11 protein-coding genes and 1 pseudogene are annotated in these 11,749 nt (G+C 71.6%); 7 read left to right on the forward strand and 5 right to left on the reverse strand.

Translation table 11 applies throughout. The features are described from left to right. From AB0K17_RS20700 to AB0K17_RS20710, 3 genes are all read right to left on the reverse strand, one after another. Window positions 1–2,298 (reverse strand): transposase, encoded by a 2,298-nt coding sequence (locus tag AB0K17_RS20700; RefSeq protein WP_365983786.1) that lies wholly within the window; start codon window positions 2,296–2,298, stop codon window positions 1–3. After that, a complete protein-coding gene (locus AB0K17_RS20705; RefSeq protein WP_365983787.1) occupies window positions 2,298–3,164 on the reverse strand; it encodes a TnsA-like heteromeric transposase endonuclease subunit in 867 nt (288 codons plus the stop codon). The genes AB0K17_RS20700 and AB0K17_RS20705 overlap by 1 nt, the downstream gene beginning before the upstream one ends. Before the next feature lie 378 nt (window positions 3,165–3,542). After that, window positions 3,543–4,391, reverse strand: coding sequence for a LysR family transcriptional regulator (locus AB0K17_RS20710; protein ID WP_365983788.1), 849 nt, complete (start codon window positions 4,389–4,391; stop codon window positions 3,543–3,545). 104 nt (window positions 4,392–4,495) lie between these two features. Here AB0K17_RS20710 and AB0K17_RS20715 point away from each other — a divergent pair, with 104 nt between their 5' ends. Further along, window positions 4,496–5,239 carry an SDR family oxidoreductase gene (locus AB0K17_RS20715; protein ID WP_365983789.1) on the forward strand — a complete coding sequence of 248 codons (744 nt, stop codon included), beginning with the start codon at window positions 4,496–4,498 and terminating at the stop codon, window positions 5,237–5,239. Between the two features lie 503 nt (window positions 5,240–5,742). On the opposite strand, the gene AB0K17_RS20720 is transcribed toward AB0K17_RS20715, so the two are convergent. Next, a complete protein-coding gene (locus AB0K17_RS20720; protein ID WP_365983790.1) occupies window positions 5,743–6,585 on the reverse strand; it encodes an SDR family oxidoreductase in 843 nt (280 codons plus the stop codon). 266 nt (window positions 6,586–6,851) lie between these two features. On the opposite strand from AB0K17_RS20720, the gene AB0K17_RS20725 reads away from it, so the two are divergent. From AB0K17_RS20725 to AB0K17_RS20750, 6 genes and pseudogenes are all read left to right on the forward strand, one after another. Next, complete coding sequence (locus AB0K17_RS20725; RefSeq protein ID WP_365967362.1) at window positions 6,852–7,307, forward strand: carboxymuconolactone decarboxylase family protein; 456 nt, start codon at window positions 6,852–6,854, stop codon at window positions 7,305–7,307. A gap of 9 nt (window positions 7,308–7,316) precedes the next feature. Beyond that, window positions 7,317–8,219: a sigma-70 family RNA polymerase sigma factor gene (locus AB0K17_RS20730; protein ID WP_365983791.1), complete on the forward strand. Its 903-nt coding sequence runs from the start codon at window positions 7,317–7,319 to the stop codon at window positions 8,217–8,219. Between the two features lie 283 nt (window positions 8,220–8,502). Next, window positions 8,503–9,234, forward strand: a complete 732-nt coding sequence (locus tag AB0K17_RS20735; RefSeq protein WP_365983792.1) for a transglycosylase SLT domain-containing protein — start codon at window positions 8,503–8,505, stop codon at window positions 9,232–9,234. Between the two features lie 60 nt (window positions 9,235–9,294). Next, a pseudogene (locus AB0K17_RS20740) lies at window positions 9,295–9,447 on the forward strand (AraC family transcriptional regulator); the annotation flags it as partial. Window positions 9,448–9,481: 34 nt separating this feature from the next. Beyond that, window positions 9,482–9,892 (forward strand): VOC family protein, encoded by a 411-nt coding sequence (locus AB0K17_RS20745; protein WP_365967315.1) that lies wholly within the window; start codon window positions 9,482–9,484, stop codon window positions 9,890–9,892. A gap of 108 nt (window positions 9,893–10,000) precedes the next feature. Continuing rightward, a complete protein-coding gene (locus AB0K17_RS20750; RefSeq protein WP_365983829.1) occupies window positions 10,001–10,840 on the forward strand; it encodes a GNAT family N-acetyltransferase in 840 nt (279 codons plus the stop codon). Between the two features lie 135 nt (window positions 10,841–10,975). Here the strand turns inward: AB0K17_RS20750 and AB0K17_RS20755 are convergent, their stop codons facing one another. Beyond that, window positions 10,976–11,617: an NAD(P)H-dependent oxidoreductase gene (locus AB0K17_RS20755; RefSeq protein ID WP_365967316.1), complete on the reverse strand. Its 642-nt coding sequence runs from the start codon at window positions 11,615–11,617 to the stop codon at window positions 10,976–10,978. Between the last annotated feature and the right edge of the window lie 132 nt (window positions 11,618–11,749).

Here is an 11,749-nt window from a genome sequence, read left to right on the forward strand (position 1 = left end):
TCACTCCCCTTGTTCCGGGCGCTGGTAGGGCTGAGGCGGTCGGGGGTCCGTGCTGTCCTCACCGTCGCTGTCGTCCTCGGCGGGCAAGAGGAAGAGGCTGTGGGCGCGGTAGGTGGCGCCCAGCCGGGGAGGCAGTCCCGGCCGGGTGTCGCCGACGCGTTCTTCGCGGCGCCGTCGGCGCTCGGCGTCCAGGGCCCGGGTGGCTCGGCGGGCTTGTTCTGGCCAGGGCTCGGCCTTGCCGACGGCGGTAGCCGGGCGAAGACGGTCCTGGGCGGGTCGGGTCTCCGGCGGCCGGTCGGCCGCTGCCGCCGCGGCTTGGGCGGCTTCGCGGGCGTGCCGGATGCGCCGGGCCTTGGTCATTCGGATGGGCCAGTCGACCACTGGGTCGACGGCGCCGATCATCTTCAGCAGCGCCGGCAGGAGCTCCGCGTCGGTCTGGGGCTTCAGTCCCGCCTGTCGGACACGGGTGAGCAGTTCCTCCACGCGCAGGTCGCCGAAGGCGGGCAGGTCGGTGCCGTCGGGCGGCAGTCCGGTCCAGGCGAGCGGATGCCACTCGTGGGTGGCGGGGTCCTGGAAGTACACGGTGCGGCGATCCCTCGGCTCACGGTGGATGACCCACTGCCCCTTGTGGCGCCCGCCGCGGCTGGAGGCCAGGCCCTTGTACGCGTCCAGGGCGGGGCCGTCGTACCAAAGGCCCTTGACCTTGACTCCTCGGCGGGGATCGATCCGCTTGACCTGGTGCTCGGGCAGCAGCCGGTAGTACAGATCCGGGGAGGGGATGTCCATCGGGAAGCCGCTCTGCGCGAAGGACGCGGCGAACAGCGAGTTGGGGCTGTGGTCGCCTCCCGGATCCCAGGTCGGGGCGTACTCCCCCAGCCTGCGGTTCTGCCACACCTTCACCACCCAGGTGGCGATCAGGTGCTCCATCTGCGCCACCGTCAGCGCCGCGTCGTCTTCCGGGGCCGCGCCGCGGTCGGCGACGTCGATGCCGGTGTAGCCGGCGATGTGCTCGAACAGGAGCGAGCGGACGGAGCCGAAAACGCGCTCCACGGTGTGCTTGTCCGTGGGCCGCAGCACCCGGGCCGGAAGGATCCGGCAGCCGAGCGCCTCCTGGACCTCCACCAGGTGGTGGTTGCGGTAGACCGAGCCGTGGTCGGTCGTCACCGTCTCTGGCGTGAAGAACGGCAGCCCGGCCACCTCGTACCCCGTGAACTCGGCCACCACCGCGGCGGGGAGCCCCGGGTAGGGCCAGGTCATCTCCTCGTCCCAGTCCGCCCGCATCGGCAGCGGCAGCATCACGTCCCGCAGCACCATGGCCACGTCCACCGACGTGTCCGAGACCAGGGTGAGACGGAAGGCACACAGGGAACGGGTGAACACGTCCAGGGCGAGGGTGAGGTGGACCCGGACCGGATCGCCGAAGACGTGCTCGCGCACCATGACCGGAAGCACGGTGCTGTCCAGCGCGACGACCTGACCGGGGCGGGTGACCAGTACGTGGCCGTGCTTCTCGGGCAGCCGTGCCGCCGAGCGGACGTAACGCTGACGGCCGCCGCCCGGGCCGAACCACTCCTTCCACACCCTCAACAACGTCTCGTAGCTGGGCACGGCCACCTCGTCGCCGAAGGTCTCACGCACGTACCGGTGGATCATCACCGCGCGGGTGCGGGCACTCACTCGGGACCGCTGTCGCGTCTCCTCGCGCACCGCGAAGATCGCTTCGCGGACCTCCTCGGTGATGCTCGGATGACCGCCGCTCTCACGCAGCCAGCGGTCGTCCGCGCAGCCGATCAGCCCGAACCGCTTCCTCTTGCGCTCCCACCGCTCCAGCGTGCGCACACCCACCCGTGCCAGCCCCAGGGCCTGGGCCTCCTCCCAGTCGAGTGCCGCCAGCTCATCGGCCTTCGCCTGCCGGCGCTGGGTCAGCGTGGTGCGATCCGGGTCGTACTCGGGCTTCGGCTCCCCCGGCCGCGGACGCAGCCGGTCGCCGCTGCGGAAGCCAGTGTTGACCTCCATCAGGTGGCTGAACCGCAGCCTCACCAGCCGCTGCTTGTCGTCGGGAAGATCCCGCAGCGACACCTCTTGCCGTCCCCGATTTGCTCCCCACGCACCCGTATCGGTCGCGCCGCGACAGCCCGGGTGGTTGACCAGGAAACGGAAGCTGACCTGCTCCCGGACACCGTCCGCGGTAACCAGCTGCACCCGGCCCAGGTGGGGCTCCTGCCGTTCCACCGTCCACCGCACACCGTCGAGCACAACCGCGGCGCCGGGCGAGACGTCGAGTAGACCGACCGCCATCAGCCCTCGCCTCCCGCCCGCACGATCGGCGAGTCATCCGTCAGCGGCACGGCCAGGTCGACGCCGAGCCTGCGGTGCCACAGCAGGTGCAGCAGCTGGGCCCGGGCCACAGGCCAGTACTCGCAGCCGTACGCCAGCTCTCCGAAGGTCACCCCGGCAGCAGCCCGAGCGAGCAACACCGGACGCAGACCCAGCGGATCCCCCGACGAGCCGCGCCGCGCGTACATGGCGTCCAGCCCCGACAGCACCTGCGGCCGCCAACCCGCCACGACGACGTAGTGCCACCCCGCGACCAACGCCACCTCGGCCGCCGCCGCGAACGACTCCCTCGCCCCGGCATCTATCAGCTTCGCCGGACGCACATCGATCAGCCACGATCCCGCCCGCGTCACGGCGAAGAAGTCGGGCGTGTGCCGACGCCGCCCGGACGACCGCGTCCGGAATGTGATCTCCAGAGGCTGAGGAAGCAGTTCCACCACACCTCCAGCGAAGTCCATGACTCGCAGCAGCCAGTCCTCCTCCAGGCTCTCGAAGCCGTGCCGCCGACCCGTACTGCTCAGGAACTCCAGACCTGGACGGTGCCGCTGCTCTCGCCGCCAGGTGAACCGGCGCACCGGGGTCCGTCCCGAGACCGGCGCATCCGCGAGCGCCCGTACCGGGCTGACGACCGGCGTCTCCCCAGCCCGCCAGGAAGCCGTCCAGCGGCGCGTCCATCCGTCCCGCAAATCGAGATCACGGCGTTCCGCGTCGACTGACACCGGCACCAACAGGTCCGTCCACCGGCAGTTGTGCGACCACAGCGCACGGGTGGAGGAATCCGCACCGTCCCCACGGCCATAGGTGGGGTTCTCACCGACAGCACTCACTCCACCAGGGAAAGACTCCGCCTTCGTGGGCCTCCAGCACTCTTCGAAATTGGTGCCCGTCCGTGCACGGCCCGTACGGACACGACAACAAGGGCGCCACATCGGCGACAGTTAGCGTGCCAATCCCGATCGATCGTCGCTGCTCCGCTCATCGGGCAGACGACAACTACTGAGACGAGTCACATCCGTCGTGAGCCGAGGCGCGACAGGTGTCACCGAGGCAGGCTTGTTGTCACTTCACGTCGGAGCCTGGCTGTGGTTCGGGCAACGCCGGTGAAACGGCCAGTCACCTCGTACCGCACGATGTGCCGGGAACTGATGGCAGACCGGACGCTGTCCCCGAATCCAGCACGGTGTCCCGGCATTCACAGCCGTCGGTCACAGGGCGGTGGCGGCGCGGACCAGTCCCGCGACCGCCGTTGAGCGGCTGTGCGGGGGCCAGGCGATGACCGTGGTGACGCGGGGGGCGTCGGGGACCGGTACGGCGGTGAGGTCCTCGCGCAGGCCGGTGCGGCCCGACTCCGGCACGACCGCGCAGGCGCGGCCGAGGGCGATGAGCTGGGTGAGTTGCGTGTGGTCGCGCACCTGCGGTCCGGGGCCGTCCGGGAAGGTGCCGTCAGGGCGGGGCCAGCGGGGCAGGGGCAGGCCGGGAAGGTCGGTGACCTCGGCGAGCCGCACGTGGGGGCGGGCGCCGAGAGGGTGGCCCGCCGGGAGGATCGCGACCTGACCCTCGGAGTGCAGGTCCTCGGTGTCGAAGCAGGCGGTGTCGTCGAATGGCCGATGCAGCAGGGCTACGTCGGCCCGGCCGTCGTGCAGCAACCGTGCCTGCTCGCCCGGTCCGCACAGCACGACGTCCACGGCGACGGCGCCGGGCCCGGCGGCGTAGGCGTCGAGGAGTTTCGCCAGCAGTTCAGCGGAGGCGCCTGCCTTCGCGGCCAGGACCACGGTGGGGCGGCCGGTCGCCGCGAGGGCGGCCCGGAGGGTGCGCCGTTCGGCGGCCTCGACGGCGTCCAGCGCCGCCCGCGCCTCCCGCAGCAGTACGGCCCCTGCCCCGGTCAGGGCGACACCCCGGCTGCCGCGCTCCAGCAGGAGGGTGCCCAGGCGCCGTTCGAGCCCGCCGATGGCCCGCGACAGCGGGGGTTGGGCGATCCCGAGCCGCTGCGCGGCCCGGCCGAAGTGCAGTTCTTCGGCGACCGCGACGAAGTACCGCAGCTCACGTGTCTCCACCCCGCGAGCCTAACCGGGACAGCCAGGAGCGATACCCGGGCGGTATCGCCGTCCACCCAGTCGGTCTTGGACGCCCTGCCTGGCAGGGGAGAAGTATCGATGTCATGAGTGAGACGAACACCGTGAACCACCACAAGGTCGCGCTGGTGACCGGGGCCAACAAGGGCATCGGGTACGAGATCGCCGCCGGGCTCGGCGCCCTCGGCTGGTCCGTCGGAATCGGCGCGCGGAACGAGGAGCGGCGCGAGGCCGCTGTGGACAAGCTGCGCGCGGCCGGAGCCGACGCGTTCGGCGTGCCGCTGGATGTGACCGACGACGCCAGCGTGACAGCGGCGGCTCGGCTGATGGAGGAGCGGACCGGGCGGCTCGACGCGCTCGTCAACAATGCGGGGATCACCGGCGGCGGACCGCAGGAGCCCACCACGGTCGACGTCGACCGGGTACGGGCGGCCGTGGAGACCAACGTGATCGGCGTCATCCGCGTCACCAACGCCCTGCTCCCTCTGCTGCGCCGCTCGCCGTCGCCGCGGATCGTGAACGTCTCCAGCAGCGTCGGCTCCCTCACACTCCAGACCACGCCTGGCGCCGAGACGGGCCCCATCTCCGTCGCCTACTCTCCGTCGAAGACGTTCCTCAACGCCGTCACCGTGCAGTACGCCAAGGAACTGGCCGACACCCACATCCTGATCAACGCCGTCTGCCCCGGCTTCACAGCGACCGACCTCAACGGTTTCCGGGGAGTGCGCACCCCCCAGCAGGGCGCAGCCGCCGCGATCCGGCTGGCCACCGTACCGGCCGGCGGGCCGACCGGCCGCTTCTTCGACGACGAGGGCGAGGTGCCCTGGTGACACTTCTTCCGGTTCGCGCCACCCCGGGGGAGACGGCGCATGCGCGTCCTCGTGACCGGCGCCGTCACGCTGTGCCGGTACGGTCGTCAAGCCCGAGCCGCCGGCGGACCACGAGATGAGGGATCGACAGGCACCGGGCATCTGTGACAAGTAGCCTGCCTTCCAGGTGACAACCAGGCTGCTTCGGCCCGGCCTTCTGCCACCCCTTCGGATCCGCCAGTGACAACTATCGAGCCTCGGCACACGTCGGTTCCGGTGGCGGTTCCGGTGGCGGGCCCCGGTGCGCGTGTTAGGCCGTGTCCGGCGGATCTTCGTCACGCGTCACCACGGCGCCCCGTAAGGGGCGCGGGGAACTGCGCGACAAGCCACGACGCGCCCGCAGACGAAGTGCCGTGCCGCGCCCGGACCCCGCGGGGGTGATACGTCGTCTGCAGGCCGCCGGTGGCTGATCGCGCAGTTCCCCGCGCCCCTTACGGGGCACTGCATGATCCGCCGGACACGGCCTAGTGGCGGACGTCGTCGACGTCCGTCGACCAGGCGATCTCCCGCTGGGCCTCCAGGTCCGTCAGGCGGCGGGCGAGAGCGGTGCGGGTCGTCTCGTAGGCGTCGCTGCCGAGGACCAGGCGGAGCGGGGCCGGTTCGAGGTCGGCGCAGTCAAGGACGGCACGTGCCGTCTTGGCCGGATCGTTCAGCGGGCGTACGGCGCCGGAGGTCAGGGTGCGGCGCAGCTCGGCGAGGGGCGTCCCCTCGTACGCGGCCAGGGGCGCGGCGCGGTCGGCGGCGGGGGCGTCGGCCTGTTCGATCAGGGTGATCCGGACGCCGAAGGGCGCGACTTCCCGGGCGAGTGAGGTGAAGAAGCCTTCGACGCCGCGCGCGGCGGCGAGGCGCAGGCTCATCAGCGGCAGGGCGTCGTGGCCGCCGGCGCCGGTCACCTGCAGGATCCGGCCGCCGCCCTGTTCGCGCAGGTGAGGCAGGGCGGCGCGGGCGATCCGGACCGCGCCGAGGAGGTCGGCGTCGAGCTGGTGGCGCAGGTGTGCGTCCGTGATCTCCTCCGCTGCTCCGAGCGGGCCGGATCCGGAGCTGTTCACGACGACGTCGACGCGGCCGAGCGCGGCGAACGCCGCGTCGACCGTGCGGCGCACGGCGTCGGCGTCGGTGACGTCCAGGGCCTGTACCCACAGGCTTTCGCGGGCGTGGGCGGCCGCGAGGTCGTCCAGCTCGGACGCCCGGCGGGCGGTGGCCGCCACCCGGTCGCCGCGGGCGAGCAGCAACTCGGCGAGGTGGCGGCCGAGGCCGCAGGAGGCGCCGGTGACGAACCAGGACCTGGCTGTGGCGGTCACGGTCATCACGGCCTTTCCTGCGATCTTCTCGCGGCCTTCTCGCGGCCTTCTGCGGGTGTGTCCGCCGGGGGCGTGGCCGGCGTGGGTCCGCGGGGCCCTTTTCCCAGGGTGTCGGGGCCGTGGTGGGCGGCGCATCCGCCGTGGGCCGGCGGGGTGACGAAGTCCGGCGCGGGAGCCGGTCACATTCGCCGGCCGCGATCCGTCAATCCAGTGACGGGCGGAAAACCGGAGCGCGAGCGAGGGCGAGGGCGAGGGTGGTGGCAATGACGACGCTGCAGGCACGGATGCAGAACCCCGCGGTGGTCATTCCGGAGGCGATGACGCCGATTCTCGGGGTGCTGAAGGCGGCGAAGAAAGGGGGCGTCGACGAGCGGACGCTGGAGCTGGTCCACCTGCGCGTGAGCCAGATCAACGGGTGCGGTTACTGCGTCGACGCCGGGGCCGCGAGCGCGAGGAAGGCGGGCGCGGGCGACGAGCAGCTGTTCGCGGTGGCCGCCTGGCGGGACGCGCCGTACTTCAGCGACGCCGAGCGTGCCGCGCTGGCGCTCGCCGAGGCGGCCACGCGACTGGCGGACCGGCCGGATCCGGTGCCGGACACGGTGTGGCAGGAGGCCGCCGAGTACTACGACGAGCGGCAGCTCGCCTCCATAACGCTGTGGATAGCCCTCAGCAATTTCTTCAACCGCCTCAACGTCACGACCCGGCAGGTCGCCGGAAGGGCCTGGTAGAAACCGATCATGGACGAGCGTGATCTTCTCGCGGAACGGTTCGAGGCGAGCCGGGACCACCTGCGCGCGGTGGCCTACCGGATGCTCGGCTCCCTCAGCGAGGCCGAGGACGCCGTGCAGGAGGCGTGGCTGCGGCTCAGCCGTTCCGACTCGGGTGCGATCGAGAACCTGGGCGGGTGGCTGACCACGGTCGTCAGCAGGGTGTGCCTGGACATATTGCGCTCCCGCACGGCCCGGGGCGAGGAGCCCATGGGCGTGCACGTGCCCGACCCGGTCGTCAGCCACGTCGGGCACGAGGGCGCGGACGGCACCGACCCGGAGCAGCAGGCGCTGCTGGCCGACTCCGTCGGCCTGGCGCTGCTCGTCGTCCTCGACACGCTGGCACCGGCCGAGCGGCTCGCGTTCGTCCTGCACGACATGTTCGGCGTCCCCTTCGAGGAGATCGCGCCCGTGGTGGAGCGGACGCCGGCCGCGGCCAGACAGCTCGCCAGCCGGGCCCGGCGGCGGGTGCGGGGCGCCGCGCCGACGCCGGACGCCGACCTGGGGCTGCAGCGGGAGGTCGTCGACGCCTTCCTCGCCGCGTCGCGCGACGGCGACTTCGACGCGCTCCTCACGGTGCTCGACCCGGACGTGGTGCTGCGCGCGGACGCCGGTGCCGTGGCGGTGGGCGCCGGGGCGTCCAAGCTGGTGCGGGGCGCGGCCGCGGTGGCCGGGCAGGCGCTCACCTTCCGGAAGTTCTCGCACGCCGCGCGGCCGGCGCTGGTCAATGGTGCGGTCGGTGTGGTCACGGAGGTGGAGGGTCGCCTGATGGCGGTCATGGGCTTCACGATCGCGGACGGCCGGATCGTCGAAATCGACATCCTGGCCGACCAGGACCGTCTGTTCTCGTATGCGCCCGGTCACGGCAGGTGAGAAAAGGGGGCCCGGAATGTGAGGCCGGGCATAGGGCCTGCGTCACATACGGCCCGGGGCCGTGCTGTGAAAGGCCGCGAATGCGCGGAGAAATGGGAATCGCTTCACTGAGCGGGCAGGGGAGGTACGGCGTCATGTAGTACGTCACATCATTGCGCGGGGTTTTCGCCGCCGCTAACAATTGCGGGGTCGCCACGGCGCCGTCGACCGACAAACGGCGCTTCTCTTATGCGCCGTGCAAGGCCGCAGCGACTTTCGCGATTGGAAGAGGTTCAGCTCAGATATGCGCTCCACCCACTCCGGCTATACCCGTCTCACCAAGTTCCACAAGTTCTCCGCCGCCGGCGTCGCCGTGGCCGGTGCCGCCACCCTGGGGTTCGGCCTCGCCTCCCACGCCGTGGCCGCCGACACCACCTCGGTCAAGCCGGTCGCCTGGAGCGCCCAGTCCTTCGGTGAGACCCAGCAGGAGGAGCTGACCAAGGCCGCCGACGGTGCGGCCGCCCAGGCGAAGACCGACGCCCAGGCCCGCGTCAAGGCCGAGGCCGACGCCGCCGCCAAGGCCAAGGCCGACCGCGAGCGCGCAGCCAAGGAGGCCGCCAGCCGGGCCGAGGCCCGCAAGGCCCTCAAGGCTGCCCCGGCCAAGCCCGCCGCCAAGCCCGCCGCCAAGCCGGCCGCCCCGGCTCCCAAGGCCTACGCGGACAACCTGGACGGCTGGATCCGTCAGTCCCTGGACATCATGAAGGCCAAGGGCATCCCGGGTTCCTACGAGGGCATCAAGCGCAATGTGATGCGTGAGTCCACGGGTAACCCGCATGCGATCAACGACTGGGACGTCAACGCCGTCAACGGTGTCCCGTCCAAGGGTCTGCTGCAGATCATCGACCCGACGTTCAAGGCGTATCACGTCGACGGCACCTCCTGGAACATCTGGGACCCGGTGGCCAACATCGTCGCGTCCTGCAATTACGCGGCCGACAAGTACGGCTCGATGGACAACGTCAATTCCGCTTACTGATCGGCGGAAACAATGCAAAGGGCGGCGGCACCCCGCAGGGGTGCCGCCGCCCTTTGCCTCGGTACGTTCAGCCGTACCTTCCGCGACATCGTGGGGCAGTCGCCGCGCGAGTACCGCAAGCGGGCCGCGGCCGTGCAGGAGGTTCCCAGCTGTTTCGCCATGGCGTGGCTGCGACCTGCGGAAGCGCGCCCCGCATCGAGCAGTTCCGGATAAGTTTTCCGCCCGCGCGCCGCATACCGTTGGGCACATGTTCAACGCCATTACGCACTCGCAGATGTACGTCCTCGACCAGGACGAGGCCCTCGACTTCTACGTCGGCAAGCTGGGGCTGGAGGTTGTCGCGGACGTCGACCTGGGCTTCATGCGCTGGCTGACCGTCGGGGTGCCCGGCGAGCCGGGCCGGGAGGTCCTGCTGGAGAAGCCGGGCGGCCCCCACATGTCCGAGGAGACCGCGGCGCAGGTCCGCGACCTGATCACCAAGGGTGCGATGGCCGGCTGGCTCATCCTCACGACCGACGACTGCCGCAAGACGTACGAGGAGCTGCTCGCCCGGGGCGTGGAGTTCACGCAGGAGCCGACCGAGCGGCCGTACGGCATCGACTGCGGGCTGCGCGACCCGTTCGGCAACAACATCCGCTTCACCCAGCCGAAGGGCTAGGGAAGCGTCCGGCTGATCGCGCAGTTGCCCGCGCCCCCCTACGGGGCGCCATGGTGCCGTTAATGCTTTGCCGTCGCGCGTTGCCGGTGTTGCAGTGGCTCCATGAACATCACCGAAGCCGCTCTGCTCGCGCTCTTCGACCGTGAGATGCGCCGGGACACCCGGCCCGAGGCGTCCGGGGACCGGGTGGAGCAGGACGGGCCCGTCGTGCGGTACGTCGGTGCCGGCGCGCACGGCTGGAACGGCATCGTCTGGTCGGGCCTGGACGGGGCCGACGAGGCCGCCGTCGACGCCGTCGTCGCGGAGCAGGTGCGGTATTTCACTGCGCTGGACCGCGAGTTCGAGTGGAAGCTGTACGGCCACGACAGCCCGCCCGGGCTGGCCGGGCGGCTCCTGGCGGCGGGCTTCGTGGCCGAGGAGGAGGAGACGCTGATGGTCGCCGAGACCCCCGTCCACGGCGGTCTGTCGGCGTCTCCCTCCCTGCCGCCCGGCGTCCGGCTGGAGCCGGTGACCGACGCCGCGGGCGTGCGGCTCGTGGCGGCCGTGCACGAGCTGGCGTTCGGCCACAGCCGTTCGTCCGTCGTGCAGCAGCTGCTGGACGAGCTGGCGGCCGATCCGACGGCGGTTCCCGCTCTCGTCGCCATGGCCGGCGACGAACCGATCAGTGCCGCCCGTCTGCAGTTCCACCCGGGAACGAGCTTTGCGAGCCTGTGGTCCGGCGGCACCGTTCCGGCGTGGCGCGGCCGGGGTGTCTACCGGGCGCTTGTCGCCGCACGCGCCCGTATGGCGGCCGAGCGCGGCTACCGTTTCCTGCAGGTGGACGCGTTGCCGACGAGCCGGCCGATCCTGCAGCGGCTCGGTTTCGTCCCGCTCACCACGACGACCCCGTACGTGTACGGCCCGTCTGTTGCCCAGGACCTGTCCGGTGGATCGTGCAGTGCCCCGTGAGGGGCGCCGGGCAGTGTTGAGCTGCGGCTACCGACGGCGCGCAGTCGAGGGCGCCACCTCGGCCCTTCGTCTGCCGGTGCGTCGTGGCTTGTCGCGCAGTTCCCTGCGCCCCTCACGGGGCGCAGCCCTACGGCCTTACTTGCCGTAGGGGCGGGCCGCGCGGGCCTCGCGCAGGGAGACGGCCCACCAGGCGAGCTGGTCGAGCATCACCTTCGCCGCGCCGGCGGCCGCGGTGCCGGCCTCCTCGTCGAGGTGGAGGCCCGTCGTGTCCAGGCGGCCCCAGGGGCTGTGGAAGCTGACGGTCTCGCGAATGGTGACGGCGTGGAGCTCGGCGAAGACCGGGCGCAGGTGCTCGACCGCGCGCAGGCCGCCGGAGAGACCGCCGTAGGAGACGAAGGCGACGGGCTTGGCCTGCCACTGGGTGTAGTGCCAGTCGATGAGGTTCTTCAGTGGGGCCGGGTAGCTGTGGTTGTACTCGGGGGTGACGACGATGAAGGCGTCGGCCGCCGCGAGCCGCGGGGTGACGGCCGCGAGGACGGCGGTGTCCTGTGCGTCCGGTTCCTTCGACAGGTGGCCGGACAGCGGGTGGTCGGCCAGGTCGATGACGTCGACCTGGACGTCGTCGCGTCCGGCGAGCTGCCGGCCGAGCCAGGCGGCGACGACGGGCCCGAAGCGGCCCTCGCGCGTCGAGGCGACGACGACGGCGAGCCGGTAGGGGGCGTCCGGGCGGGGGGCGGCGGGGGTCTCGGCGACGGTCGGGGCGACGGTGGCGGACATGGCTGCGGGCCTCTTCTCCAGGGCGGGTTGTGGCAGTGGTCTGCCGCGGCCGGCGTCGTGCCGTCCGCTGGAAGAAGCCTCCGACCTCAACCATGCTTGAGGTCAAGTGATCAGTGGGAAAAGGTCCGTTGC

This window comes from Streptomyces sp. NPDC049585 (assembly GCF_040675615.1).
Taxonomy (GTDB): domain Bacteria; phylum Actinomycetota; class Actinomycetes; order Streptomycetales; family Streptomycetaceae; genus Streptomyces; species Streptomyces luteosporeus.